This is a genomic window from Streptomyces venezuelae (genome assembly GCF_008642295.1).
Taxonomy (GTDB): Bacteria; Actinomycetota; Actinomycetes; order Streptomycetales; family Streptomycetaceae; genus Streptomyces; species Streptomyces venezuelae_C.
Window position 1 is genome coordinate 6473420 of the sequence record NZ_CP029190.1, and the last position, 24580, is coordinate 6497999.

At 74.4% G+C, this 24580-nt stretch carries 22 protein-coding genes; 11 read left to right on the top strand and 11 right to left on the bottom strand.

What is annotated here, in order from left to right; genetic code table 11:
* Nucleotides 1-64 precede the first annotated feature (64 nt).
* From DEJ50_RS29095 to DEJ50_RS29105, 3 genes are all read right to left on the bottom strand, one after another.
* Nucleotides 65-1090: a 6-phosphofructokinase gene (locus DEJ50_RS29095; RefSeq protein WP_150211042.1), complete on the bottom strand. Its 1026-nt coding sequence runs from the start codon at nucleotides 1088-1090 to the stop codon at nucleotides 65-67.
* A 192-nt stretch (nucleotides 1091-1282) separates the two neighbouring features.
* Complete coding sequence (locus DEJ50_RS29100) at nucleotides 1283-2011, bottom strand: type 1 glutamine amidotransferase (protein WP_150211043.1); 729 nt, start codon at nucleotides 2009-2011, stop codon at nucleotides 1283-1285.
* A 23-nt stretch (nucleotides 2012-2034) separates the two neighbouring features.
* Nucleotides 2035-3273 (bottom strand): MurT ligase domain-containing protein, encoded by a 1239-nt coding sequence (locus tag DEJ50_RS29105; RefSeq protein WP_150211044.1) that lies wholly within the window; start codon nucleotides 3271-3273, stop codon nucleotides 2035-2037.
* A 124-nt stretch (nucleotides 3274-3397) separates the two neighbouring features.
* Between DEJ50_RS29105 and def the strand changes: the two genes are divergently transcribed.
* Nucleotides 3398-3937 (top strand): peptide deformylase, encoded by a 540-nt coding sequence (gene def, locus DEJ50_RS29110; protein ID WP_150211045.1) that lies wholly within the window; start codon nucleotides 3398-3400, stop codon nucleotides 3935-3937.
* 524 nt (nucleotides 3938-4461) lie between these two features.
* On the opposite strand, the gene DEJ50_RS29115 is transcribed toward def, so the two are convergent.
* The gene (locus DEJ50_RS29115; RefSeq protein ID WP_150211046.1) at nucleotides 4462-5109 is read right to left on the bottom strand and encodes a TetR family transcriptional regulator; all 648 of its coding nucleotides are present in this window, start codon (nucleotides 5107-5109) and stop codon (nucleotides 4462-4464) included.
* Nucleotides 5110-5306: 197 nt separating this feature from the next.
* Here DEJ50_RS29115 and DEJ50_RS29120 point away from each other — a divergent pair, with 197 nt between their 5' ends.
* Nucleotides 5307-6536: an acyl-CoA dehydrogenase family protein gene (locus DEJ50_RS29120; RefSeq protein ID WP_150211047.1), complete on the top strand. Its 1230-nt coding sequence runs from the start codon at nucleotides 5307-5309 to the stop codon at nucleotides 6534-6536.
* A gap of 6 nt (nucleotides 6537-6542) precedes the next feature.
* Here the strand turns inward: DEJ50_RS29120 and DEJ50_RS29125 are convergent, their stop codons facing one another.
* Nucleotides 6543-6983, bottom strand: coding sequence for an SRPBCC family protein (locus DEJ50_RS29125; RefSeq protein WP_150211048.1), 441 nt, complete (start codon nucleotides 6981-6983; stop codon nucleotides 6543-6545).
* Nucleotides 6984-7137: 154 nt separating this feature from the next.
* Here DEJ50_RS29125 and DEJ50_RS29130 point away from each other — a divergent pair, with 154 nt between their 5' ends.
* Nucleotides 7138-7329 carry a DUF5999 family protein gene (locus DEJ50_RS29130; protein WP_150211049.1) on the top strand — a complete coding sequence of 64 codons (192 nt, stop codon included), beginning with the start codon at nucleotides 7138-7140 and terminating at the stop codon, nucleotides 7327-7329.
* A gap of 126 nt (nucleotides 7330-7455) precedes the next feature.
* Here the strand turns inward: DEJ50_RS29130 and DEJ50_RS29135 are convergent, their stop codons facing one another.
* Entirely contained in the window at nucleotides 7456-9480 is a 2025-nt protein-coding gene (locus DEJ50_RS29135; protein WP_150211050.1) for an ATP-binding protein, read from the bottom strand.
* Nucleotides 9481-9648: 168 nt separating this feature from the next.
* Nucleotides 9649-10590, bottom strand: a complete 942-nt coding sequence (locus DEJ50_RS29140; RefSeq protein ID WP_150211051.1) for a fibronectin type III domain-containing protein — start codon at nucleotides 10588-10590, stop codon at nucleotides 9649-9651.
* 231 nt (nucleotides 10591-10821) lie between these two features.
* Here DEJ50_RS29140 and DEJ50_RS29145 point away from each other — a divergent pair, with 231 nt between their 5' ends.
* Complete coding sequence (locus tag DEJ50_RS29145) at nucleotides 10822-11016, top strand: hypothetical protein (RefSeq protein WP_150211052.1); 195 nt, start codon at nucleotides 10822-10824, stop codon at nucleotides 11014-11016.
* A 154-nt stretch (nucleotides 11017-11170) separates the two neighbouring features.
* Nucleotides 11171-12736, top strand: coding sequence for a hypothetical protein (locus DEJ50_RS29150; protein ID WP_223837945.1), 1566 nt, complete (start codon nucleotides 11171-11173; stop codon nucleotides 12734-12736).
* A 94-nt stretch (nucleotides 12737-12830) separates the two neighbouring features.
* On the opposite strand, the gene DEJ50_RS29155 is transcribed toward DEJ50_RS29150, so the two are convergent.
* Nucleotides 12831-13004: a CsbD family protein gene (locus DEJ50_RS29155; protein ID WP_150211053.1), complete on the bottom strand. Its 174-nt coding sequence runs from the start codon at nucleotides 13002-13004 to the stop codon at nucleotides 12831-12833.
* 131 nt (nucleotides 13005-13135) lie between these two features.
* Between DEJ50_RS29155 and DEJ50_RS29160 the strand changes: the two genes are divergently transcribed.
* Together DEJ50_RS29160 and DEJ50_RS29165 are read left to right on the top strand one after the other, a co-directional pair.
* Nucleotides 13136-14680 (top strand): FAD-dependent oxidoreductase, encoded by a 1545-nt coding sequence (locus DEJ50_RS29160; protein WP_150211054.1) that lies wholly within the window; start codon nucleotides 13136-13138, stop codon nucleotides 14678-14680.
* A 25-nt stretch (nucleotides 14681-14705) separates the two neighbouring features.
* Nucleotides 14706-14990 (top strand): hypothetical protein, encoded by a 285-nt coding sequence (locus DEJ50_RS29165; RefSeq protein WP_223837946.1) that lies wholly within the window; start codon nucleotides 14706-14708, stop codon nucleotides 14988-14990.
* A 53-nt stretch (nucleotides 14991-15043) separates the two neighbouring features.
* Here DEJ50_RS29165 and DEJ50_RS29170 read toward each other — a convergent pair whose 3' ends face one another.
* Nucleotides 15044-15691 (bottom strand): sigma-70 family RNA polymerase sigma factor, encoded by a 648-nt coding sequence (locus DEJ50_RS29170; RefSeq protein WP_223837947.1) that lies wholly within the window; start codon nucleotides 15689-15691, stop codon nucleotides 15044-15046.
* A 157-nt stretch (nucleotides 15692-15848) separates the two neighbouring features.
* A complete protein-coding gene (locus DEJ50_RS29175) occupies nucleotides 15849-16487 on the bottom strand; it encodes a hypothetical protein (protein ID WP_150211055.1) in 639 nt (212 codons plus the stop codon).
* Nucleotides 16488-16708: 221 nt separating this feature from the next.
* Between DEJ50_RS29175 and DEJ50_RS29180 the strand changes: the two genes are divergently transcribed.
* Nucleotides 16709-18031: an MFS transporter gene (locus tag DEJ50_RS29180; protein WP_150211056.1), complete on the top strand. Its 1323-nt coding sequence runs from the start codon at nucleotides 16709-16711 to the stop codon at nucleotides 18029-18031.
* Nucleotides 18028-19710, top strand: coding sequence for a hypothetical protein (locus tag DEJ50_RS35475; protein ID WP_317852566.1), 1683 nt, complete (start codon nucleotides 18028-18030; stop codon nucleotides 19708-19710). Before DEJ50_RS29180 ends, DEJ50_RS35475 begins: the two co-directional genes overlap by 4 nt.
* Here DEJ50_RS35475 and DEJ50_RS29190 read toward each other — a convergent pair.
* Nucleotides 19697-20896: an acyl-CoA dehydrogenase family protein gene (locus tag DEJ50_RS29190; protein WP_150211057.1), complete on the bottom strand. Its 1200-nt coding sequence runs from the start codon at nucleotides 20894-20896 to the stop codon at nucleotides 19697-19699. The two genes, DEJ50_RS35475 and DEJ50_RS29190, sit on opposite strands and share 14 nt — an antisense overlap.
* A gap of 141 nt (nucleotides 20897-21037) precedes the next feature.
* Here DEJ50_RS29190 and DEJ50_RS29195 point away from each other — a divergent pair, with 141 nt between their 5' ends.
* A complete protein-coding gene (locus tag DEJ50_RS29195) occupies nucleotides 21038-22855 on the top strand; it encodes a CoA transferase (RefSeq protein WP_150211058.1) in 1818 nt (605 codons plus the stop codon).
* Entirely contained in the window at nucleotides 22852-24570 is a 1719-nt protein-coding gene (locus tag DEJ50_RS29200; protein ID WP_150211059.1) for a class I adenylate-forming enzyme family protein, read from the top strand. Before DEJ50_RS29195 ends, DEJ50_RS29200 begins: the two co-directional genes overlap by 4 nt.
* Nucleotides 24571-24580: the final 10 nt, after the last annotated feature.

The following is a 24580-nucleotide window of genomic DNA, read 5'->3' on the forward strand; positions in this document are numbered from 1 at the left end:
GTGGCGCCCCACCACAGTAGTGCCGCCCCCGGCCGCTGCTGCGACCGGGGGCGGCATCGGGACATCAGAGGACGTTCTGGGCCTCGGCGTACCGCTCGGCCGGCACCGTCTTCAGGGTCTGGACCGCATCGCCGAGCGGCACCATCACGATGTCCGTGCCGCGCAGGGCGGTCAGCATGCCGAACTCGCCCCGGTGGGCCGCCTCCACCGCGTGCCAGCCGAACCGGGTGGCGAGGACCCGGTCGTAGGCGGTCGGGGTGCCGCCGCGCTGGACGTGGCCCAGGATGACCGGGCGGGCCTCCTTGCCGAGCCGGGCCTCCAGCTCGACCGCCAGCCGGTTGCCGATGCCGGCGAACCGCTCGTGGCCGTAGATGTCCTTGCCGCCGTCCTCGAACTCCATGGAGCCCTCGCGCGGCTTGGCGCCCTCGGCGACCACCACGATGGCGAACCGCTTGCCGGCCGAGAAGCGCTCGCCGACGATCCGGGTCAGCTCGTCGATGTCGAAGGGGCGCTCGGGCACGACGATGGCGTGCGCACCGGCGGCCATCCCGGAGTGCAGGGCGATCCAGCCGGTGTGCCGGCCCATCACCTCGACCACCATCACCCGCTGGTGCGATTCGGCGGTGGTCTTCAGCCGGTCCAGGGCCTCGGTGGCCACGCCCACGGCCGTGTCGAAACCGAAGGTGACATCGGTGGAGGCGATGTCGTTGTCGATGGTCTTCGGGACGCCGACGATCGGCAGCCCGCCCTGGGAGAGCAGATGGGCGGCCTTCAGGGTGCCCTCGCCGCCGATCGGGATGATGGCGTCCAGGCCGAGGTCGGCGACATGGCCGCGGGCCCGCTCGACCCCGTCCCGCAGATGGGCGGGCTGCACCCGGGAGGAGCCGAGGATCGTGCCGCCCGCGGCCAGGATGCCGGAGACGGAGTCCAGGTCCAGCTTGCGGTAGTCGGCCTCCAGCAGGCCCTTCCAGCCGTCGTGGAAGCCGATGACCTCGTCGCCGTGGTCGACGACGGCGCGGTGCACGACGGAACGGATGACGGCGTTGAGGCCGGGGCAGTCGCCGCCGGAAGTGAGCACACCAATGCGCATGGCAGGAAGAACCTTTGCAACGTGGGCCGACGACCGGACCACGTCGTCCGGTTGGAACTACCCGTCACCCTACAAGCGGATCGGCGGTGGACTGAACCATCGTCCACAGGCCGGTCGTATCCGTCGTACGAAATGACATCGGCCCGGCCCCCACAGGGGACCGGGCCGGTGCTCAGACGGGCTGGGGCCCGCTCAGGCGGGCTGGGTGGCCGCCGCGATGCGCTCCGCGCGCAGCGCCTCGTACCACCGGTCGTCGATCGGCGGCAGCGCGTTCACATCGAGGGCCAGCTTCAGCAGCAGGTCCGCGATCTGCGGGTTGCGGGCCATCACCGGGCCGTGCATGTAGGTGCCGAACACGGTGTCGTTGTAGGCGCCTTCGGTGCCGTCCCCGGTGCCGTTGCCGCGGCCCAGCCGGGTCCGGGCGAAGGGCCGGGCGGTCGGGCCCAGGTGCGTCACGCCCTGGTGGTTCTCGAATCCGGTCAGCGGCGGCAGGTTCAGCTGCGGGTCGATGTCGGCGAGCACGTCGCCGACGCACCGCTCGCCCTCGCCGCGCACGGTCACCACGTCCAGCAGGCCGAGGCCCGCCTGGCGCTCGCCCATGTCGTTGACGAACTCCTGGCCGAGGATCTGGTACCCGGCGCAGACCGAGAACACGATCGCCCCGTTCGACACGGCGCGCTCCAGGCCGCCGTCCCGCAGCAGCCGCTCCGCGGCCAGCCGCTGCGGCCGGTCCTCGCCGCCGCCGATCAGGTAGATGTCCCCGGAGGTGGGGATCGCCTGGTCGCTGCGGACGTCCAGGCGCTGGACGTCCAGGCCGCGCTGGCGGGCCCGGCGCTCCACGACCAGGGCGTTGCCCTGGTCTCCGTACGTGCTCAGCAGGTCCGGGTAGACCCACACCAGACGCAGGCTGTTGTCGCTCATGCTGTTGTCCTTAGGGATGGGTACTAGTTGCCGACGCGGCGGCGCACGTCCTGGAAGGCGGTGTAGTTGGCGATCAGCTCGATCTGGCCGGGCGGCGCCAGCTGCACGGCCTCGTCGAGGGTCTCGCAGACCCGGAAGTCCAGGCCGGCGACCTCCAGGCGGACCGCCAGGTCCAGCTTGCGGTCACCGATCACGAAGATCGGGTGCCCGGCCAGCCGCGGGTAGTCCACGTCCCACAGCCAGGAGGTGTCGGTGCCGTCGGCGCCGCGCGCGTTGACCGAGAGGATCACCGGCGTGGGCGGCGGATCGATCAGGGAAAACGTTTCGAGCCAGCCCGCCGGGTTCTTGGCGAGCAGCAGCCGCAGCTGGCGGTTCTGGAAGGTCACCACGTCGTACCGGCCGGCCACCGCCTGCACCTGGTACATCCGCTCCAGGGCCACCTGCGGCGGTACGCCGAACACGGCGGCCACGGCCGCCGAGGTCGCGGCGTTGGCCTTGTTGGCGCGGCCGGGCAGCTGGAGGTGGATCGGCCAGGCGCTGCCGTGCGGGTCGAGCACGTGGTCGCCGGAGAGCGCCCAGGTCGGCATGGGGCGGCGGAAGCCGCATTCGCCGCAGAACCAGTCGTCGCCCGGCCGCTGCATCACACCGCCGCAGGAGGGGCACGACCAGGCGTCGTCCTTCCACTCCTGGCCGGCGGCCACCCACACCACGTTCTGCGAGGACGAGGCCGCCCACACGATCAGCGGGTCGTCGCAGTTCGCGACGATGACAGCCTTGGAGCCGGCCAGGCCCTCCCGCCACTTCTCGGCGAGCATCCGGGTCTCGGCCGCGCGGTCCAGCTGGTCGCGGGAGAGGTTCAGCAGTGCGATCGCCTTCGGCGTCACATCGCGGGCCACCCCGGCCAGGTACTTCTCGTCCACCTCGATGACGCCGTACTTGGCGTCGCTGCCGCCCGCGAGGGCGGAGGTGATGCCCGCGGGCATGTTCGCGCCGAGCGCGTTGGAGACGACCGGCCCGCTGGCCCGCAGGGCCTCCGCGATCAGCCGGGTCGTCGTCGTCTTGCCGTTCGTCGCCGACACGAGGACGACATCGAGGTGCTGCGCCAGCGCGCCCAGAAGATCGGGGTCGAGCTTGAGTGCGACCCTGCCCCCGATCACCGATCCGCTTCCGCGCCCCGCGGCCCGCGACACCGCCGCCGCGGCCTTGCCCGCCGTCACGGCCAGCTTGGCGCGCGGCGAAAGCGGCTCCGTGTTGCCTGCCATCGTCCCAGTTCCTCCTTGCGTCGGTCCGGCCCCAGCCTATCCAGAACCGGCCGGAGCCCTGACCGCGGCGCCGCTGTGACGTCGCGGATCTCCTCATATATTCGCCCGACGTACCCTTACGGCCATGCGACAGCGCCCCATTCCCGGTACGTCCGGCACCGTCCGCACCATGAGCCTGCTCGGCGATCCGGTGCTCCACTCGGCTTGCGCCGAGGTCACCGAATTCGGGCCGGAGCTCGACCGGTTGATCGAGGACATGTTCGCGACGATGTACGCGGCGCAGGGGGTCGGGCTGGCCGCCAACCAGATCGGGGTGGCCCGGCGGGTGTTCGTGTACGACTGCCCGGACGACGAGGACGAACGGCACATCGGGCACATCGTCAACCCGCGTTTGGCGGAGGTGGACGGGGTGGAGCTCCGGGGGCCGGAGGGGTGTCTGTCCCTGCCGGGGCTGGAGGCGGGGACGGTGCGGTTCGACCGGGCCGTGGTCGAGGGGGGCACCGCCGACGGGCGGGCCGTACGGGTGGAGGGTACGGGGTTTTTCGCGCGGTGCCTGCAGCACGAGTGCGATCACCTGGACGGGGTGGTGTACCGGGACCGGGTGGAGGGGGTGCGGAGGCGGCGGCTGGAGCGCGCCATCCGCCGGGCGCCCTGGTCGCCCTGACCGGGGCTGCGCCCCGGGGCCATGGCCCCCACCCCACCCCTTCCCGAAACCGAGGCTCCGCCCCGGACCCGTTGGCGGGGCTGCGCCCCGGGGCCGTAGGCGCACGGGCTTCGCCCGGCGCCCGTTCGCGGGGCTCCGCCCCGGGCCCGTAGGCGCGCGGGTGCGCCCGGACCCCGTGCACGGTCTGTGCCCGGCGCCCCTTCGCGGGGCTGCGCCCCGTACCCCGTCTGTGGGGCTGTGCCCCGGAACGCGTGCACGGGCTTCGCTTGGCGCCCCTTCGCGGGTCTGCGCCCCGGAGCGGGTGCGCGGGTGCGCCCGGAACCCGTTTGCGGGCTGCGCCTGGCGCCCCTTTGCGGGGCTGCGCCCCGTACCCCGTCTGTGGGGCTGTGCCCCGGAACCCGTGCACGGGCTTCGCTTGGCGCCCCTTCGCGGGGCTCCGCCCCGGGCCCCCGTGCTGGGGCTGCGCCCCGGAGCCGTGCGTGGGCCTTGACCGGCGCGTGTTCGCCCGGGGCCCGCGGTGGGGGTCAGAAGCCGGGGCCGTCCGTGCGGTTGCCGGCTGTGGAGAGGCGGCCCCAGAGGAGGTCTGTCAGGCCGCTGACCAGGGTTTCGCGGGAGCAGGGGCGCTCGCCGAGCCACCAGTCGCCGGCCGCGTGCATCATGCCGACGATGCCGTGGCCCCAGATCCGGGCCAGCTGTTCGCCGCCCGGGCCCAGGTCCACCCGCTCCTCGATCACCTTGGCGAGCTCCTCGCCCAGCCGGCGCAGCAGCGGGGCCGAGTGCAGGCCCACATCGAAGCCGCGCTCCGCGGTGTGGGAGTCCTCCGCCGGGTGCATCAGGAAGCGGTAGACCTGCGGGCGGGCCTCGATCGCGGCGAGGTAGGTGTCCAGGGTGGCCTCCACCCGGCTGCGCCGCTCGGCCGGCGCGTCCAGCGCGGCCCGCAGCGAGTCCAGCAGGGCATCGGTGTGGCGGGTGGCGAGGGCCTGGTAGAGGCCCGCCTTGTCGCCGAAGTGCCGGTACAGGATCGGCTTCGTGATGCCGGCCTCGGCCGCGATGGCGTTCATGGAAGCCTTCGGGCCGTCGCGCAGTACGACCCGGTCCGCCGCTTCGAGCAGTTCCCGCCGGCGGCGTTCGGCCGCCCCCGGCTGCTGGTCGGCCTGCTGCTTGGTCTCCATGACGTGTCTCCCCGCCCTTGCGATGTGCGTGACGCCCACGCAACGTAACACTCTGCGACCCCGCAGCAGCTCAGGGAGCGGATCGGAGGGCCGGAGGCAGTTTGGTTGACAGGTGCTACTCGCGAGTAACACACTGGGGCCCTGCGGTGCGTTACCGCAGGTAACGCACGTATTGCACAAGCATAGCTGGAGGGGACATGGCGGAGTTCACCATGGAGCTGAACGAGGACCAGAAGCAGGTCCAGGAGTGGATTCACGGCTTCGCCGCCGATGTCATCCGCCCGGCCGCCGCGGAGTGGGACGAGCGCGAGGAGACCCCCTGGCCGGTCATCCAGGAGGCCGCCAAGGTCGGCATCTACTCCCTCGACTTCTATGCGCAGCAGTTCTTCGACCCCACCGGCCTCGGCATCCCGATGGCCATGGAGGAGCTCTTCTGGGGCGACGCGGGCATCGCCCTGTCGATCGTCGGCACCGGTCTGGCCGCCATCGGCGTCGTCGCCAACGGCACCGAGGAGCAGATCGGCACCTGGATCCCGCAGATGTACGGCACCCCCGACGACGTCAAGGTCGCCGCCTTCTGCTCCTCCGAGCCGGACGCCGGCTCCGACGTCGGCTCGATGCGCACCCGCGCCGTCTACGACCAGGCCAAGGACGAGTGGGTCCTCAACGGAACCAAGACCTGGGCGACCAACGGCGGCATCGCCAACGTCCACATCGTGGTCGCGGTGGTCGATCCCGAGCTCGGGACCAAGGGGCACGCCTCCTTCATCGTGCCGCCGAACACCCCCGGCCTGTCCCAGGGCCAGAAGTTCCAGAAGCACGGCATCCGCGCCTCGCACACCGCCGAGGTGGTGCTGGAGGACGTCCGGGTGCCCGGCTCCTGCCTGCTCGGCGGCAAGGAGAAGCTGGACGAGCGGCTCGCCCGGGCCCGTGAGCGGGCTGCGCAGGGCGGCGGCGAGCGGGTGAAGAACGCCGCCATGGCCACCTTCGAGGCCTCCCGCCCCGCGGTCGGCGCCATGGCGGTGGGCACCGCGCGCGCCGCGTACGAGGTCGCCCTGGACTACGCGAAGACCCGTACCCAGTTCGGCCGCCCCATCATCGACAACCAGGGCGTGGCCTTCCAGCTCGCCGACATGCGGACCCAGATCGACGCGGCCCGGCTGCTGGTGTGGCGGGCCTCCTGGATGGCCGTCGCGGGCAAGCCGTTCACCTCGGCGGAGGGCTCCATGTCGAAGCTGTTCGCGAGCGAGATGGCGAAGAAGGTCACCGCGCAGGCCGTGCAGATCCTCGGCGGCAACGGCTTCACCCGGGAGTACCCGGTGGAGCGGATGCACCGGGACAGCGCGATCTACACGATCTTCGAGGGGACGAGCGAGATCCAGCGCCTGGTGATCGCCCGCACGCTCTCGGGGATGCCGATCCGATAGGGCCGGTCATGGCGTGAGCAGGCGGTCCAGGGCGCGGGAGAAGAGGAAGCGCCCCACCGCCGCCACGGCGGGGTCCAGGAGGCGGGGGAGGCCGCTGAGGCGGAGGTCCTCCCGCCACCGGATCTCGCTGCCGCCGGCCGGCAGCGCGGCGATCTCGATCTCCGCCCAGCCGCGCACCGCGCGGCCCCGCTTCTCCAGCCGGACCAGGGCCGTCGCCCGGTCCGGCGCCGGCGGCTGCCAGCGGACGATTTCCATCCGGTCGTCGAGTGTGAGCCTTCCCACTCCGGTGCGGGCCGTGAAGCGGGTTCCGACCCCGGTGGGAGGCGCCGTATCGACAACGGTTTTCGTCAGGGGGACCTGCTCGCCGTGCCGTTCCCAGTCCGTGAGGCGCCTCCAGGCCTCGGCCGGCGGGAGTGCACTGCGGCGGACGATCCGGATATCGGGCATGAACGCATCGTAATCGGGCAACTGCTCGATGAACTGGGCCCCGAATATGGGTTCCGCAGCGGGGCGGTGATCGGTAATACTCCTCGCCACCGTGGATCGCGGAACCGACCGGGTGACCACCGGCCCTCCGCCCCACACTGCGAGGAGGTGCGCCATGTGCTCCCACCAGCCCCCCTGCCCCAGCGCCGACAGCGCCGACCGTGAAGCGGCCCGCGTCGTCGCATCCCGCCCGGAACAGGGCTGGAGCCTGCTCTGCAACGGTGCCGTCGTCTTCGACGACACCGGCGAGCTGCTCCCCGACGGCCGCACGGTGGAACCGCACCGGCCGGCCCCGGCCCTGGTCTGAGCGGGGAGGCGCCCATGCGTCAGCAGCTGATCCGCAAGCCCGTCCCCAAGCCGGCCCCCCGGGACCTGGACCTGCGCACCCCGTCGGGGCGCCCGCTCCCGTACTGACCGCCGATCGAGGTGGAGGTCAGCCCGTGGTCGCCTCCGCGCCGCCCCGGAAGGCGTGCTCGTACGCCGCATCGCCGATCGTGGCGCGGGCCCGCTGTTCACCGGCGTCCCGGACGGCCGTGAGCGAGGGCGAGCCCATCTGCGGCCGGCCCACCGTCCGCCACCAGGCGTGGGCGTTGCCCAGCAGCCGGGCCGCGAGCTCCCCGTCGCCCTGTTCGGCGACCGTCGCGGCCAGCAGGTCCAGGCCGAGCGCGATGCCGAACCGGTCGCCCAGCAGCCGTTTGCCCGAGAGCATGGCCCGCACGTGCCCGGCGGCCGGCTCGTGCCGCCCCAGGGCGCGCGCCGCCGTGGCCAGAATGTAGTCCGCATAGGCGCGCATCCAGCGCTCGCCGAGTTCGGCGCAGGCCTCCCGCAGCCCGGTGGCCTCTTCCAGCGCCTCCTCGAACCGGCCCAGGTCGCACAGGGCGTACGAGGTCACCAGCCGGCACAGCAGCCAGCCCGGCCCGCTCGTCCGGCCGCCGATGGCCTCCCGGGCCGACGGGCCCGACAGCCTCAGCGCCCGCTCGGGGTCGCCGGGCATCAGCACCGCCGCCCCCAGCAGGTACGCCGCCCGCAGCTCGCGCTCCGGATCGGCCAGCCGGGCCGCAGCCGCCGTGCACTGCTCACCGCGCTCCTGCGCCGTCGCCAGGTCGCCCTGGATCAGACAGATCGCCCCGAGTGCCCACAACCCGTGGGTATATGCCGCCCCGGTCGGCTGGGCCATCCGCAGGGCCCGCTCCAGGAAGGTCCGGCCCTCGTACGTGTGCCCGCAGCAGAACCAGAAGAACCAGAGGGCCCCTGCCATCTCCAGGGCAGCCGCCGGGTCGGTGCCCAGCAGGTGCTCCAGGGCCGTGCGCAGCTGCATGTGGTCGGCGGTCATCCGGCGGTGCCAGTCCAGCTGGCCGGGTCCCATCCAGCCGGTGTCCGCGGCCTGCGCGAGCTGGGCGTACCAGTGGGCGTGCCGGTCGGCGACGGTGCCGACCTCGCCCAGTTCGGCCAGCCAGTCGTGCCCGTACTCGCGCAGGGTGTCGAGCATCAGGTACCGGGTGCCCGGGCCGGACCGGCGGACCACCGATTTGGTGACGAGCGAGGCCAGTACCTGCTCCACCCGGCCGGCCGGCAGCGGTCCGCCGGCGCAGACCGCCCGGGCCGCGGCCAGGTCGAAGCTCCCGGCGAACACCGAGAGCCGGGCCCAGAGCAGCCGTTCCAGCGGTGCGCACAGTTCGTGGCTCCAGCCGATGGCCGTACGCAGGGTCTGGTGCCGGGGCAGCAGCGGCGTCGGCGGGTCGGAGGGGAGCTCGAAGCGGAGGTCCAGTTTCTGCGCCAGCTGCTCGAGGCTCCACCGCCGCAGCCGGGCCCCGGCCAGTTCCAGGGCGAGCGGGATCCCGTCGAGCCGGCGGCAGACCTCGGCCGCGAGGGCCGTCCGGCCGGGGTCGGCGAACAGGTCCGCGGCGCGCGGGGTGGCGGTCAGGGCCCGCTCCCGGAACAGTGTGAGGGCGTCGCTGTCGGGTCCGTCGGAGGGCAGCGGGCGGAGTTCGAGGAGGGCCTCGCCGGGGCTGCCGAGCGGTTCGCGGGTGGTGGCCAGGACCGTCAGCCCGGGTGCGGTCTGGAGGAGTTCGCCGACCAGGTGACGGCCGGCGGCGACCAGGTGCTCGCAGGTGTCGAGGACCAGCAGCAGCTCCTTGTCCGCCATCCAGGCACAGAGTTCCTCGGCCAGGGAGCGGGTGGAGTGGACCGCCAGGCCGAGGGTGTGGGCCACGGTTGCGGGCAGCAGTTCCGGATCGCGCAGCGGGGAGAGCTCCACCCACCAGATGCCGTCGCGGTGGGCCGGTCTTCGGGACCGGGCGAGACCGCGGACGGCGTGCAGGGCCAGCCGTGATTTGCCGACCCCTCCCACGCCGGTCACGGTGATCAGCCTGCGTTCACGCAACAGGGCATCGAGCAGGCCGAGTTCATGTACTCGGCCGACGAAGCTCGCCGACTCGGGCGGCAGATTTCCCGGCACGGCGCCAGATTCTGGCGCAGAAGCGCCGCCGAAATCGCCCGTTTGACCGCTGTTGATCGGATGTCGGTCGGACCTGGCTGCATCCTGTGCGGTCTGCGCCTGCTCGATGGCCGTTCCGTGCTGATCTTGGCCTGGATCGCAGGGGTGTTCCCCTTCGGGGCGGCGCGCTCACGGGCCGAGGGTGACCCGGCGTTCGGCGGAGAACGCGCCCCAGGTGCCGTCGGGCAGCCGGGCGCGCAGTTTCACGCGCCACTCGGTGCCGGCCGGTTCGGCCACCGTCAGCCGGTGCTCGGCCCGCCCGGCGGGTACCGCGCCGGCGCCGAACTGGATCACCGTGGTGGCCCGGCCGTTCACGTGCAGTTCGTACTCGCGGGTCTCCCGGCCGGTGTCCGGCGGGGTCCAGGAGAGTGCCACCGCGCCGGGGGAGGCGGTGGCCGTGAAGTCGCCGGGGGAGGTGCTCGGCCCCGGGCCGTCGGCGGGCTCCGTGGTGATGTCCACCGGCGGGCTGTCGGGGGAGGAGTTGTCCGCGCCGTCCCGGGCCCGCACGGTGAAGGTGTAGACGGTGTCCGGCCGCAGCCCGGTGAGCCGGGTGCCGGTCTCGGTGCCCGCCACCGTGTGGATGCGGACCCCGCCCTGGTACACGTCGTACGCCGTGACCCCCGACGCGTCGGTGGCCGCGGACCAGGACAGCCGGGCCTCCCGGGATCCGGCCGGGCTGCCGGCGGCGCGGGCCGGGGCGGTCGGGGCCTGCCGGTCCTCGGCCCGGGCGGCCGGGGTGGTGACCTCCGCCTGGGGCCCGGCCGCGGAGAGGTTCCCGGCCGCGTCCAGGGCCCGGACGGTGAAGGCGTACCGGGTCTGCGGGCTCAGTCCGGTGACATCGGTCATGGTCTTCTCGGCGGGCAGCTCGCGGACCATGCGGTCGCCCTGGAACACCCGGTAGCCTGTGACCCCTTCCCGGCCGTCCGCCGCCTCCCACATGACGTGCACCGAACTGGCGCTGCCCGCCTGCGCGGTGAGACCGGCCGGGGCGGCCGGAGGCGTGGTGTCCGGGCTGCTGCAGGCGGCCAGGCCGGCCACCGCCAGGGCGCAGAGCACTGCGGAGCGTCGCACGGGTACTCCTTCGCCTCCCGTATAAAAGGTCTGGACCTTTATGGCACGGGTGGTGGCGGCCGGACAAGAGACGGGTTCGCCTTGCGCGGGTTCGCCTTCCACGGGGCCGACTTGGCGGCCGTCAAGGGCCGGGAGTCCGTCACGGACCGTCAACACCCGTACGGCGGACACGTCATGCCCCCGTCCGGACCTCCCGCTGCGCCACGATGACGCGGCACAAGGAGGTTTTCGATGGCGATTTCCCTCTCCGTGATCCTGCTGCTGCTCATCCTCGCGTGGATCTTCCTGCGCAGCGGCGGTCTCAAGTTCTCGCACGCGCTGGTCTGCATGCTGCTCGGCTTCTATCTGGCGAGCAGCAGTCTGGCCGCGACCATCCACAACGGCCTCGCGGCCACTGCCGAGGTGGTCGCCGCCCTCAATCCCTGAACCGCCCCCGATCCGGCGTCAGTTGATCGACTGTTGCGCCTTCGTGAATCATCCTCACCTTCCATGGACTCCTCGGCCGGTGCGATCTAGCGTCTGGCGGCGGCGCGATGTCATACGCAATGTCAACAACGAGGAAGAGAACGGAGGAAGCCCGATGATGCGCAGAGCCCTGAACTGCGGTGTGGTCCCGGCCCTCGCCGCCCTCGCGGCGCTGACCGGCATCGTCCCGGCCCAGGCCGAGGAGATACCCAAGGCGCCCGGCCACCGCCTGGTCGACCGCTACGACGGCAGTCCGGCCGCCGCCGCACCACTGCCCGGCGAGGCCCCGCCGCAGCACCCGTACCTCGCGCCCAACGGCCGCAGCGGCATGCACGCCGACGCGGCCGGCAGCGCCACCGTCCCCTGGTCCGGCCCGCTCGGCCGGGCCCCCCAGGTGACCAGCAGGAAGATCGCCGCCCTGGGCGGGGAGTGCGCCACCGCCACCTTCGACTCGGGCGGTCGCCTGGTCACCGTCTGCGGCACCTTCTCCGGCTTCAAGGTCAAACTGCTGGACCCCCGTACCCTCGACACGCTCGCGGAACACCAGCTCCCGCAGCGCTCCTCGACGGTCGAGGCGATCACCTCGCTCGACTTCTCGAAGATCTTCAAGGACACCTCGGGCGGCGCCTACTTCTACCTGGACCACCAGGACCGCGCCGTGCTGGCCGACTCCCGCCAGCACATCCTGCGCCTCGCCCACAGCCGGAACCCGGACGGCAGCTGGAAGTTCACCGTCGACGACGACTGGGACCTCACCGGCGTCGTGCCGCACGACTGCGTGAGCTGGACCAACCTGTGGCCCAGCGGCACCTGCGACCCCGTGACCTCCGTGATGCCGGACTGGGACGGCCGGATCTGGTGGGTCACCCGGCTGGGCCGGGTCGGCACGGTCGACCCGGCGACCGGGGCGATCCGCCATGTCCGGCTCCAGGGCGAGGAGATCCAGAACTCCTTCTCGGTCGCCGAGGACGGCGTCTCCATCGTCTCCGACCATGCGCTCTACAGCTTCCGCGCCGATCCCGACGGCACCCCCCGGGTGCAGTGGCGGCAGACCTACGACCGCGGTACGGGAACCAAACCCGGCTCCGTGAACCAGGGTTCGGGCACCACCCCGGATCTGTTCGGCGCCGGCTACGTCGCCATCACCGACAATGCCGACGACCGGATGAACGTCCTCGTCTTCCGGCGCGGCGCCAACGTGCCGGACGGGCAGCGGCTGGTCTGCACGGTCCCGGTGTTCGGCTCCGGGGCCTCGACCACCGACAACTCCCTGATCAGCTGGGGCAACAGCCTCGTCGTCGAGAACAACTACGGCTACGAGAACCCGACCAGCCTGCTCTTCGGCAAGAGCGTCACCGGCGGCGTCAGCCGGATCGACGTCCGCGCCGACGGCAGCGGCTGCGACACGGTCTGGGAGAGTGCGATCCGCTCGCCCTCGACCGTCCCGAAGCTCTCCACCGGCAATGGGCTGCTCTACTTCTACGAGAAGGAGCCCCATGTCCTGGGCATCGACGCCTGGTACCTCACCGCGGTGGACTTCCGGACCGGCGAGCGCCGCTGGCGGCAGCTGACCGGCACCGGCCCGCTGTACGACAACAACTGGGCCCCGATCACCCTCGGCCCGGACGGCACCGCCTACGTCGGAGTCTTCAACGGCATCGTGGCGGTCCGCGACAGCTAGGGGAGTGCCCGCACGGCACCGCATCGCCCCGCCCCGGCTGTGCGCGGGCGGGGCGATGCAGGGCGTAGGAGTGGAGCGGGCGCCCGGCTCGTCGTTACTTGCCGGGCTTCTTCATCCGCTCGCCCGTCTTGGCCGCGGCCTCCTGCATCTTGCCGGTCATCTGCTCGCCGCGGCCTTCCGCCTCCATGCGCTTGTCGTCGGTCATATCGCCGACCGACTCCTTCATCTTGCCCTTGATCTGCTTGGCCTTCGCCTTGGCCTTGCTCATGACGTACTCCTCGTGCAGAGATTTGGGACGGTTTGTCCGGATTCACTCTCTGTCGGTCACGGCGCGGGCGCAACCGGTGACCGCGGCGCCTTTGGCGCATCCCCCACGGCGGTGCGGGGTACCCGCACGGCATGGACGACACCACCCCGGTGCGGGCCGGCGGCCCGCTCTCGCACTGGCTGGCCACCGCCCACCGGCCGCAGTACCCCCGCCTCGACCGGGACCTCGACGTCGACACCGTGGTCATCGGCGGCGGAATCGCCGGACTCGCCACCGCCCGGGAGCTCGCCGTCGCGGGCCGCGAGACGGTCCTGATCGAAGCGGACCGGATCCTCTCCGGCACCACCGGCCACACCACGGGAAAGCTCACCGCCCTGCACGGCCTGCAGTACGAGCGGCTGCGGCGCAGCGTGGGACCGGACGGCGCCGGACTGTACGCGGCAGCACAGCAGGACGCCCTGGAGCGGGCGGTCGCGCTCGGCGCCGACCCGGCCACCGCCCCGGGCTGCGAGCGGCTCCCCGCCCTCACCTACGTACGCGATCCCGAGCGGGTCGGGGAGATCCGCGCCGAGGTGACCGCCGCCCGGGCCGCCGGACTCGACGCGCGGGTCGTCACCGAGACCGGCCTGCCCTTCGCGGTGGCCGCCGCCGTGTACCTCCCCGACCAGTTGCAGATCCACCCGGTCGCCTTTCTGACCGGCCTCGCCGAGGCCGTCACCGCCGCCGGCGGCCGGATCTTCGAGCAGACCCGGGCCACCGCCGTCGAGGAGCACGCCCGGATCCGGATCGAAACCTCCGCCGGGCCCGTCGTACACGCCGCCGAAGCGGTGCTCGCCTGCCACTACCCCCTGGTGGGGCCGGTCTCGCTGCTGGCCCGGCTCAGCCCTCGGCGCGAACTGGTGATCGCCGCGCCCGTCCCGGAGAACACCGACCCCCACGGCATGTATCTCACCCCGGAGGACCGGGTCCGCTCCGTCCGCACCGCCCCGTACGCCCCCGGACAGCGCCTGCTGATCGTCGCCGGGGAATCCTTCCGGCCGGGCGAGAACGGCAGCGTCGACCGGTGGGCCCGGCTGGAGAGCTGGGCCCGGGAGTCCTTCCCCGGATTCGGCACTGCGGGCGGGGTGCAGCGCTGGGCCGCCCAGGACGTGGACTCCGCCGACCACCTGCCCTTTGTAGGCCACCTCCACCCCGGCACCCAGCACCTGTACGTGGCCACCGGATTCGGCGGCTGGGGCCTGACCGGCGGCATCATGGCCGGCCGGCTGCTCACCGCCCATATCCGCGGCGGCCCCCGGCCGGCCTGGACCGAGCTCTTCGACCCCCGCCGGATGCCCCCGGCCCGGGAACTCCCCTCCCTGCTGACGGGGCAGGCCGCGGTCGCCGGGCACTACCTGGGCGACCGCCGCCACCTCGCCGGCCGGGAGGCCGCCGAGGCCCTGGAACCCGGCGAAGGGGCCGTCATCCGCGTCCACGGCCATCCCTGTGCCGTCCACCGCGACACCGAAGGCACCCTGCGGGCGGTGGCCGCCCGCTGCACCCACATGGGCTGCCTGGTTGCCTTCAACCAGGCCGAACAGACCTGGGAGTGCCCCTGCCACGGCTCCCGGTTTGCCCCCGACGGCACCGTGCTGGACGGCCCGGCCGCCACTCCGCTCGCACCGAGGGAGCTCTGACGCCCCGATGAGACCGATGAGACCGATGAGACTGAGACGACGCCACCACTTCCACACCGACCACCTCGGACACTCGGTCAGTGCCACCGTCCAGACCGGCCACACCGTGGTGGTGGAGGTGCTGGTCGACGGCAAGGAGACCGGGCACGCCACCACCCGCCGCGATGTCCCGGTCACCGTCACCGTCGAACTGCCGACCGATCCGCCCACCCGGGCCAGCGTCCGGGCCGCCGCCGGGCCCGGCGCCCCGGCCTGCCGGTTCGAGGCGCCGGACACCGGGCCGCGGGCCATGGAGCCGCGGCCGTACTGACCGAGCCGGACCGGGGCGGGCCGGGGCCCGGGTGGGGCGTGCGGCGGCTTGCCTCAGGCCGCCTGGGCTGTCTGGGCCGCCTGGGGGTCGGGCTCGGACAGCAGGCTGATCAGCGAGGTCCGAGCGCGGGCGACCCGGGACCGGACGGTGCCGACGGGACAGCCGATGGCATCGGCCGCCTCCGCATAGGGCAGCCCCAGGACCTGGGTGAGGACGAACGCCTCGCGGCGCTCCGCCGGGATCGCGGCCAGCAGCTCGGCCAGCGCGACCCCGTCCTCGAAGCCCGGCAGGCCGCGCGGCTGGGCCTGCTCCGCCGCCGTCTGCCAGTCGTCCCGGCCCGAGAGTCTGGGGCGGGCCGCCGCATGGCGCAGGCTGTCGATCACCGTGCGGCGGGCGATGGTCAGCAGCCAGGTGCGGGCCGAGGAGCGGCCCTCGAACCGGTGCAGGGCGCCCAGGGCGCGCAGGAACGTCTCCTGGGTGAGGTCCTCGGCGGCCTGCGGGTCGGCGCCGAGGAAGACGACGTACCGCCGGACGTCGCGGTGCAGGGCCCGGACGAACCGGTCCACCTGCTCGGGATCGCCGCCGCGGGCGTCCAGGGCCAGCCGGGTCACGGCATCGTCGGTGCCGGTCGCGGGTGCGGTGGTGGGTGCGGTTGCGGGGGTGGGGCGCGCCGGGCGCGCGGACATCAGGGTAGGGGTCATCGCCTCGGGTCCTTCGTGAGGATGCGGAAGCCGGTGCGGCACGCGGAAGGGCGGCACCGGTGAGCGTCAAACGGGTACGGCGCCGGGCGCGGGAGGCGCACCGGGCCGATGCCCGGAGGGCGCGACGGGTCACGTCGGCCGTCCGGGAAGCCGGCTGTCAGCGGACAGCGGTCCCGGGCGGCGGACCCCGTGAGGTGATGGCATGGTCGAGGAGCAGCCGGCGCAGCGGCCGGGCCCGGCGTTCCCGGCGGACCCGCAGCCGGGGCGGCTGCGGATGCAGCGGCACGGGCCGGCGCAGCAGCAGCCACAGGGGCGTCAGGAACCGCCCGGTGAAGGAGCGCAGCAGCCGGAAGAGCGCCTGTTCCCCGTACGCGAGCCAGAGCCCGCAGAGCAGGGCGGCGAGGAGGTGGGCGGCCGTCATCCCGGTCGGGGACATACAGGCCATGTCGTGCCCCGCGGGGACGGCCCCGTCGGTCGCGGCCTGGCCGATCTGGCCGGCATGGCCGGCGTGCAGGTGGTGGGCGGGGGCGGCGGACCCGGCCGCCGGCGGGGCACAGGAGCCCGGCGAGGGCTGGTGGCCGGACGGCAGGCCCAGCGAGAACGCGGAGTGGAGCAGGGCCTGGGCGGCGACCGCGGCCGAGGTGACCACCAGCAGTCCGCGTTCCCGGGCGGCGAGCAGCCAGGCCGCCGCCGCCGTCCCCGCGAAACCGGCGGCGATCGTCCAACCGGCCACCGGGGCACCCGACATCAGGACATGGCCCAGGGCTGCGAGCAGCACACAGACGGCTGCGAACACCGCAGCCCGCAACCCTCGGCACGCCCGGTCCGGATTCATGGCGGGGTCATCCTCGCACCCCGTCCGGCGGACCTCCACGGGGAACGCTCGACTCATTCTCAAGCTCCGGCCGGACCGCCGGGATGTGACCATGGCCACCGGGCGGGCCGGGAACCCGGAGCCCGTCGGCAACGACAACTCCACTGCGCCGGACGGCGCGTGGGCGTGAGAGGGGGAGGGCGATGGGGGATGCGCGGAGGTCCGCGCAGGCGGCCGGGGCCGAGGCCGGGGCACCTGACCTGGGCCGGGCAGGGGGTGCGGGCCCGGGGCGGGCCGGGCACCGGCTGACGGTCCTGCTGACCTGCGCCATGGCCTTCTCCATGCTGCAGCTGTTCCTGCTGGGTGCGCTCGGCCCACGGCTGATGGACGAACTGGACCTCTCGCCCGTGCTGTTGGGGCTGACGACCACGATCGGCTTCGGAACCGCCGCGCTGCTCTCCCCGTCGGCCGGCCGGGTGGTGGACCGGATCGGGCCCCGCCGGTCGCTGGTACTGCTGCTCCTGGTGGCCGCGGTCGCGCTCGGGCTGATCGGGGCCGCGCCGGGGGCCGGGCTGCTGCTCGGTGCCGTGGCGCTGGGCGGACTTCCGCAGGCGCTGGCCAACCCGGCCACCAACAAGGCCATTCTGGCCGTGGTTCCGGCGGAGCGCCGGGGCGGGGTGACCGGGATGAAGCAGTCCGGGGTCCAGCTCGGCGCGTTCGCCGCAGGTCTGCCGCTCGCGGCGCTGGCCGGCGGACTCGGCTGGCGGGGTGCGGTGTGGACGGCCGCGGGCGCGGCACTGCTGACCGCCGGCTGGACCTGGCGACTGCTGCCCGCCGATGCGCCGACGGCCGCGTCGCCCAAGGCGGCCGGTGCCGCCGGTGGCGGCGCTGCCGGCGGGGGGCCGGGTGTGCATGTGGGCTGGCTGGCGGCCTTCTCGCTCTTCCTGGGCTGCGGTATCGCCTCGGTCAATACCTATCTGGCGCTGTTCGGTACGGAGCGGCTGGACCTGGGCCCCACCGCGGCCGGCGGGCTGGTGGCGGTGCTCGGCGCGGCCGGTATCGCGGGCCGGGTGGGCTGGTCGAAGGCGGCCCGGCCGGGGCGCGCCGAGTGGCTGCCCGGCGGTCTGGCGGCCGGTGCGGTCGGGGCGGCGCTGCTGTTCGCCGGAGCGGCCGGGGTGGCCGGGGCGGGCGCGGGCGGGCCCGCGTTGGCCTGGACGGGGGCCGCGGCCATCGGCGTGTTCGCCGTCTCCGCGAACGCGGTCTCGATGGTGCTGGTCATGCAGCGGTCCGGGCCCGGGCGGGCGGGCCGGGACTCCGCCCTGGTCTCGGCCGGGTTCTTCGCCGGTTTCGCGGCCGGGCCGCCGCTGTTCGGGTGGCTCGCGCAGAGCGGACGGTACGGCGCCGGATGGCTGTTGGTGGCCTGCGAGTTCGCGATTGCGGCAGGCGTGGCGTACGTCTGGGCGGTACGCGACCGGGGTTTCCGCACGGACACCCGTACGGACACCAGGACGGGGACGCAGGCATGACGGGCGGCGGCGGCGATTGGGCGGAGCAGGCGCTGGATGCGGTGCTGGGGCGGGTGGCGGTGACCCGGGCCGAAGTCGGCGACCGGTTCCCGCTGTTCGCCGATCCCGGTACCGGGCACTGGACCACCACCCGGCGCGGCTCCTGGGCGGGCGGCTTCTGGGCGGGGCTGCTGTGGCTGCGGGCCCGGCACACCGGGGCGGCGGCGGACCGGGCGGCGGCCTCGGAATGCACCGCCCGGCTCGCCCCCTGGGCAGGGGCCGACACGGCGACCCGCGGGCTGATCCTCTGGTACGGCACCGCCCTCGCCGACGGCGACCCGGCCGCCGCGGACCTGCGCGGGCGGGCCGCAGAGGCCTGCCATGCCGCGCTGGACCCGCAGTTGGGCCTGGTGCCCTGGGGGTCGGCCCTGGGCGGCCCCCGCCTGCTGGCCCGCAGCGACGCGGTCCCGGGCATGGTTCCCCTCCTCGCCACGACCTCCGTCCCGGCCGCCGCCGCCCACCTGCACGGCCACCTGGACCTGTGCCTGCGCCCGCCACGGCGGGCACCCAACGACGGCCCGGCTCCGGACCCCGGCAACCCCACCGCGCCCGGGCCCTCCCGTACCGAATCGCTTCGGCGCGGCGGGGAGTCGGAGCCGGGGCGGGGGCGGTTGCCGGCCGGCGAGGACTTCGGGCGGCCCGGCGCCCCGGGGGCGCGGATCGCCGGGCCCGAGCCCGCGCTGCCCGGCTTGCTGGAGCCCGGTGCCGGGGCCGGTGCCGGGGCCGGTGCCGGGTCGTCCCGTGCCGAATCGCTGTGGCGCGGCGGGGAGTCGGAGCCGGGGCGGCTGCCGGCCGGCGAGGACCTTGGTCGGCTCGGTCTCCCGGGGGCGTGGAACGCCGGGCCCGTGGCCGTACCGTCTGGCCCGGCAGGGCCCGGGGCCGGGCCCGCGCCGGCTCGCCCCGGCTCGCCGGAACCCGGGGCCGGGGCCGGGTCGTCCCGTGCCGAACCGTCGCGGCGCGGCGGGGAGTCCGGGCGGGGACGGGGACGGGGGCGGCTGCCGGCCGGCCAGGAGCTTGGGCGGGCCGGCCTCCCGGGGGCGGGGAACGCCGGGCCCGTGGCCGTAGGGTCTGGCCCGGCGGGGCCCGGGGACGGGCTGGGCCATGGGTGGGAGTTCGAGGCCGGGCACGGGTGGATGCGACGGGCCGAGCCCGGGAGTGGGTGGAGCCGCGGGCGGGCCTGGCTGCTGCTGGCCTGTGCCGACGGGCTGCGGTTCGCCCGTGAGCCCGGCGCCTCGGCGGCATGGCGGCCGGACCGGCTCGAAGCGGCGGTCCGGCAGCTGGTGCCGATGGGGCCCGAAGGGCTGGCGGGGCCACCGGTGCCCGCCGCGGACGAGGACCGGCCCGAAGGCCCCCTCGACACCTCCGCAGCCGCCATCACCGCCGTCGCCCTGCTCAAGCTCGCTCGGCAGCCCGGCCCCCGGCAGGCCGAGTACGCCCGCCGCGCCGAGGCGGTGCTCCGCCGGCTGGCCACCGCCCATCTCACCGGGCCCGGCCCCGGCTGCCCCGCCGGCATGCTCCTGGACGGCTGCTACGACGCCGCCACCGGCACCGCACCCCGCCACGAGCTCGTCTGGGGCGACCACTTCCTGGCCCTGGCCCTCGCCGCGCTCACCGGCCTGGCCGACCTCACCGAGGTGTAGGACCGTAATCCCGCAGCACCCGGCGGGCGACCGAGGTGATGTGCAGTTCATCGGGCCCGTCGAGGATGCGGGCGGTACGGCCGGTGCGGAACAGGGCGGGCAGCGCGGTGTCCGGCCCCAGCCCCGCCGCCCCGTGGACCTGGATGGCGGCGTCCGCGACCTGCTGCAGCATCCGCGCCGCAGCCACCTTCGCCAGGCCCACCTCCGTCCGCGCGTCCCGCCCGGCCGCCAGCAGGGCCACCGCCTCGTGCACCAGGGGACGGGTGGTGCGGATCGCCAGCAGCGCCTCGAACACATGCTGCTGGACCAGCTGGTGGCCGGCCAGCGGCCCGCCCGAGCCGGTCCTCGACACCGCCCGGCCGCACATCAGGTCGAAGGCGCGCCGGGCCTGCCCGAGCCAGCGCAGGCAGCGCAGCGTACGGCCCCACTGGAGCCGCTCCCCGGCGATGGCCAGCGCCTGGCCGGGGGAGCCGAGCAGGTGGTCCGCCGGTACGACGACCCCGTCCAGCGCAATCTCCCACTGCCCGCCCGCGCCCAGCAGCGGCAGCTCGCGCACCACCCGGAAGCCCTCCGCGTCCGTCGGCACCACCAGCAGCGACAGCCCCGCCCGGTCCCCGGCCCGCCCGTCGGTGCGGGCCAGTACGGTGACCAGCCCGGCGTCCGCGGCACCCGAGGTGAACCACTTGCGGCCGGTGATCCGCCAGTTGCCGTCCGGCAGCCGCTCTGCGCGGGTCCCGGTGAGCCATGGATCGGTGCCCGGTACCTCGGGCTCGGTCATGGCGTAGCAGGCGCGCAGCTCGCCGGCCACCAGCGGCCGGAGGTACCGCTCCCGCACCCGGGCGCTGCCGTGCCCCGCCAGCATCCGTACGTCGAGCAGCGAGGCCGAACCGAGGGCGGCCGGGCCGTGGTCGCTGGCGCCCTCCGTCTCGGCGAGCGCGGCGTACGCGGGCAGGTCCAGCCCGCCGCCGCCCAGTTCGGCGGGCAGCGGCAGGGCCCACAGGCCCTCCGCCCTGGCCAGGTCCCGCAGCCCGCGCAGGGCTTCGGCGGCTCCGGCGCCGCCTGCGTCCAGGACCTGCTCCTGCGGGATCACCCGGGTCCGGACGAACTCCGCGACCCGCTCCGGCACGGTCGTACCCGCCGTGTCCGCAGTATCCGGCGCATCCGCCGTATCCGCCGTATCCGCCATGTCTCTCCTCCGGTCCGCCGTTGCCGGGAACCCATGGGAACTGCTGTCCGACTGCTTCCTACGAGGAACTGGTCGGGCGCACCCGCCGCCGGGTTCCCGCAATACCGCGCTACCGCGTTTCCCGAACGGGGGAGGAGAGGCATGACGTCATCCGTCACCACACGGACGGTACGGCCGCTCGACACGTTCCGCTTCGACACCTGCGGGCCTCCGCAGCTCACCGAAGTGGTGGCCGCACACCTGCGGCTGCTCGGCGCCCGGGACGCCGGGCCGGTCCCGGGCGGCCCGCCCCCCGCCCCTGACGGGACCGGGCGTACCGAGCTGTCGGGCGGCGGGTTCGCGGCCCTCGGTGCGGACACCGTCTGGGGTGCCGCCGGGAGCGGGATCACCGACGAGGCCACCGCGCAGGCCGCCACCGGCATCATGTCGGTACACGGTCGCCGCGACGGCGAACCCCGGGGCCTGGCCGTCGACTTCGCGGCCGTCGCCACCGGTGTGCTCACCGTGCAGGGGCTGCTGGCCGGACTGCTGGCCCAGGCTCGTGGGGGCGCGGTCGCGCGGGTCGGCACCAGCGTCGACCGGGCCGGACTGCTGGCCGTTTCGCAGTACCTGGCCGCCACCGGGGCCGACGAGGGGGAAGCCGCCGAACTTGCCCCGGGCGGACCGCCGTTCACCTCTGCCGACGGGGTCCTCTTCGAGCTGGAGACCCTCGACCCCGGGGCGTGGGCCGGCTTCTGGCGGGCTCTCGACGCCCCCGCCGACGCGATACGGGCGGGCTGGCGGCCCTTCCAGTTCCGGTACGCCACCGCCTGCGCGCCCTTCCCCGAGGCCCTCCACCACATGGCCCGGGCCTGCGGCTGGGAGCGGATCCGGCAGGCCGCGGCCGGGTCCGGGGCGGAGGTGTGCGCGCTGTCCACCCTGGCCGGGCGGGCCGCGGAGTACGACGGGGCCGCACCCTGGACCCTGAGCGCGCGGCCGGCCGCAGGTGCCTCCGCCCCGTACTCCGCCCTCGCGCCCGCGCCCGTGTCCGCGGCATCCGGCGGCGGTCCGCTGGCCGGGCTGACGGTGCTGGAGGCCGGCCGCCGGATCCAGGCCCCGCTGGCCGCGCACCTGCTCGGCCTGCTGGGCGCCGAGGTGATCAGGATCGAGCCGCCGGGCGGGGACCCGCTCCGCGGGATGCCCCCCGCCTGCTCGGGGATCTCCGCCCGCTGGCTCGCCCTCAACCGGGGCAAGCAGGCCGTCGAGATCGACATCAAGGATCCCGGAGACCGCAGGCGACTGCTCGAACTCGCCGCCGGGGCGGATGTGTTCCTGCACAACTGGGCCCCCGGCACGGCCGCCCGGCTCGGCCTCGACGCCGAGCACTTCGCAGCCGCCCACCCCGCGCTCGTATACGCGTACACCAGTGGCTGGGCCGACCGGCTGGCCGACGCCCCCATGGGCACGGACTTCATGGTCCAGGCCCGCACCGGCGTCGGCGAGGCCGTTCGCCCGCACGGCGAACCGCCCGCTCCCTCCCTGATGACCCTCCTCGACGTGCTGGGCGGACTGATCGGCGCGGAGGCCGTCCTCGCCGGCCTGCTGCTGCGCGAGCGCACCGGACACGGAGTCCGCGTGGACTCCTCCCTCCTCGGCGCCGCCGACCTCCTCACCGGACCGGCGCTGCGGCGCGCGGGCCGCGGCGAGGACCCGCGCCGCCCCGCCGGGTTCCGGCGCCCGCTGCCCACGGCCGACGGCTGGATCGCCCCCGCCGACACGTGTGCCACGGCAGCCGCCGAGTACGACCTGCGGGACCTGTCCACCCCCGACGCGCTGCGCCGGCTCGGGGACCACGGCATGACCGCCACTCCCGTCACCACCGACCTGTCCGGACTGCACCGGGACCCACGGTTCACCGGCCCGATCGGCCGCGATGTGTACGGCGCCCCCGCAGTCCCCGACCCCTGGAGCTTCGTATGACCGCCACAGTCACCGGCACAGCCAGCGGCACGGTCGCCGCCACAGTCGGCAAGCCCGTCCTGCGCGATCTGCTGCCCGCCGCCCTCCGCCGGTCCTGGGTGGTCGACGGCACCTGTCCCGACCTCGACCTGTACAGCCTCTTCCGGGCCCGTCAGATAGCCGAACTGCACCGCACCGCCGTCCTCGACGCCAAGGGCAAGCTCTGTTACACCGCCCTGGACCGCAAGGTCCGATGTCTGGCCACCGGCCTCAGGGACCTCGGCATCGGCGAGGGCGAGGTGGTCGGCGTCCAGCTCCCCAACCACCGCAACGCCGTCATCGCCGATCTGGCGCTGGCCGCGCTCGGCGCGATCGCCCTGCCGTTCCCGGTGGGCCGGGGCACCCGTGAGGCCGAGACCCTGCTGCGGCGCGCCGGAGCCGTCGCCGTCATCGCCGCCATCGACCACGGCGGCACACCGCAGGCGGCCGGGCTCGCCGCCCTGGCCCCTCAACTGCCCGCCCTGCGGCAGGTGATAGCGGCCGGACCGGGCACCGCCCCGGACGGCACGGTGTCCTTCGCGCAGCTGCTGCGCTCCGACCCGGCCGGATTCGTCCCCGCCCGCCCCGACCCCGACAGCGCCGCTCGCATCCTGGTGTCCTCCGGTTCGGAGGCGGAACCGAAGATGGTCGCGTACTCGCACAACGCCCTGGCGGGCGGGCGCGGGAACTTCCTCGCCTCCCTCATCCCGGACGGGACCCCGCCGCGCTGCCTGTTCCTGGTTCCGCTGGCCTCGGCCTTCGGTTCCAACGGCACCGCGGTCACACTGGCCCGGCACGGCGGCACCCTGGTGCTGCTCGACCGGTTCACTCCGGAGGGCGCGCTCGCGGCGATCCGCGAACACCGGCCGACCCATGTCCTCGGCGTGCCGACCATGATCCGCATGATGCTGGACCGACTGGAGTCGGCGGAGGAACACCAGGACCTGCCGGCCCCCACCGCCCTGGTACTGGGAGGGGAACCGCTCGACGAGACCACCGCGGCGGGCGCGGCGGCGGCGTTCGGCTGCCCGGTGGTGAACCTGTACGGGTCCGCCGACGGGGTCAACTGCCACACCGGACTGGAGCATTCGACCCCGCCGGGAGACGGCCCCGGAGTGGTGGCCGGCCGGCCCGACCCCCGGGTCGCCGAGATCCGCATCACCGACACCGACACCCAGGAACCGCTGCCGGACGGCGGCATCGGCGAGATCGTGGCCCGCGGGCCGATGACCCCGCTGTGCTACGTGGGCGCCCCCGAACTGGACGCCCGCTACCGCACCGCCGACGGCTGGGTACGGACCGGGGACCTCGGGTTCCTGGACGAGCAGGGCGTGCTGCACGTGGTGGGGCGCCTGAAGGACATCGTGATCCGGGGCGGCGCGAACATCAGCCCCGCGGAGGTGGAACGCGCCCTCGTCTCGCACCCCGAGATCCGGGACGTCGTGTGCGTCGGGGTACCGGATCCGCTGATGGGGGAGCGGCTGGCGGCCTGTGTGGTGCCGAGGCCGCAGGCGGAGCCCACGCTGGCCTCGCTCGGCGCGCACCTGACCCGGTACGGCCTGGACCCGCGCAAGCACCCCGAGCGGCTACTGGTGCTCCCGGAACTCCCCCTGACCCCGGCCGGCAAACCGGACCGCGCGGCCCTCCGCACCCACCTGACCCCGACCCCCCTCCCGACCCCGCCCCCGGCGCCCTGAAAGCCCCGCG

Bases quoted from the DNA above. Each gene is read 5' to 3' on its own strand.
- DEJ50_RS29095 (WP_150211042.1), bottom strand. From the start codon at position 1,090: ATGCGCATTGGTGTGCTCACTTCCGGCGGCGACTGCCCCGGCCTCAAC.
- DEJ50_RS29100 (WP_150211043.1), bottom strand. From the start codon at position 2,011: ATGAGCGACAACAGCCTGCGTCTGGTGTGGGTCTACCCGGACCTGCTG.
- DEJ50_RS29105 (WP_150211044.1), bottom strand. From the start codon at position 3,273: ATGGCAGGCAACACGGAGCCGCTTTCGCCGCGCGCCAAGCTGGCCGTG.
- def (WP_150211045.1), top strand. From the start codon at position 3,398: ATGCGACAGCGCCCCATTCCCGGTACGTCCGGCACCGTCCGCACCATG.
- DEJ50_RS29115 (WP_150211046.1), bottom strand. From the start codon at position 5,109: ATGGAGACCAAGCAGCAGGCCGACCAGCAGCCGGGGGCGGCCGAACGC.
- DEJ50_RS29120 (WP_150211047.1), top strand. From the start codon at position 5,307: ATGGCGGAGTTCACCATGGAGCTGAACGAGGACCAGAAGCAGGTCCAG.
- DEJ50_RS29125 (WP_150211048.1), bottom strand. From the start codon at position 6,983: ATGCCCGATATCCGGATCGTCCGCCGCAGTGCACTCCCGCCGGCCGAG.
- DEJ50_RS29130 (WP_150211049.1), top strand. From the start codon at position 7,138: ATGTGCTCCCACCAGCCCCCCTGCCCCAGCGCCGACAGCGCCGACCGT.
- DEJ50_RS29145 (WP_150211052.1), top strand. From the start codon at position 10,822: ATGGCGATTTCCCTCTCCGTGATCCTGCTGCTGCTCATCCTCGCGTGG.
- DEJ50_RS29150 (WP_223837945.1), top strand. From the start codon at position 11,171: ATGATGCGCAGAGCCCTGAACTGCGGTGTGGTCCCGGCCCTCGCCGCC.
- DEJ50_RS29155 (WP_150211053.1), bottom strand. From the start codon at position 13,004: ATGAGCAAGGCCAAGGCGAAGGCCAAGCAGATCAAGGGCAAGATGAAG.
- DEJ50_RS29160 (WP_150211054.1), top strand. From the start codon at position 13,136: ATGGACGACACCACCCCGGTGCGGGCCGGCGGCCCGCTCTCGCACTGG.
- DEJ50_RS29165 (WP_223837946.1), top strand. From the start codon at position 14,706: ATGAGACTGAGACGACGCCACCACTTCCACACCGACCACCTCGGACAC.
- DEJ50_RS29170 (WP_223837947.1), bottom strand. From the start codon at position 15,691: ATGACCCCTACCCTGATGTCCGCGCGCCCGGCGCGCCCCACCCCCGCA.
- DEJ50_RS29180 (WP_150211056.1), top strand. From the start codon at position 16,709: ATGGGGGATGCGCGGAGGTCCGCGCAGGCGGCCGGGGCCGAGGCCGGG.
- DEJ50_RS35475 (WP_317852566.1), top strand. From the start codon at position 18,028: ATGACGGGCGGCGGCGGCGATTGGGCGGAGCAGGCGCTGGATGCGGTG.
- DEJ50_RS29190 (WP_150211057.1), bottom strand. From the start codon at position 20,896: ATGGCGGATACGGCGGATACGGCGGATGCGCCGGATACTGCGGACACG.
- DEJ50_RS29195 (WP_150211058.1), top strand. From the start codon at position 21,038: ATGACGTCATCCGTCACCACACGGACGGTACGGCCGCTCGACACGTTC.
- DEJ50_RS29200 (WP_150211059.1), top strand. From the start codon at position 22,852: ATGACCGCCACAGTCACCGGCACAGCCAGCGGCACGGTCGCCGCCACA.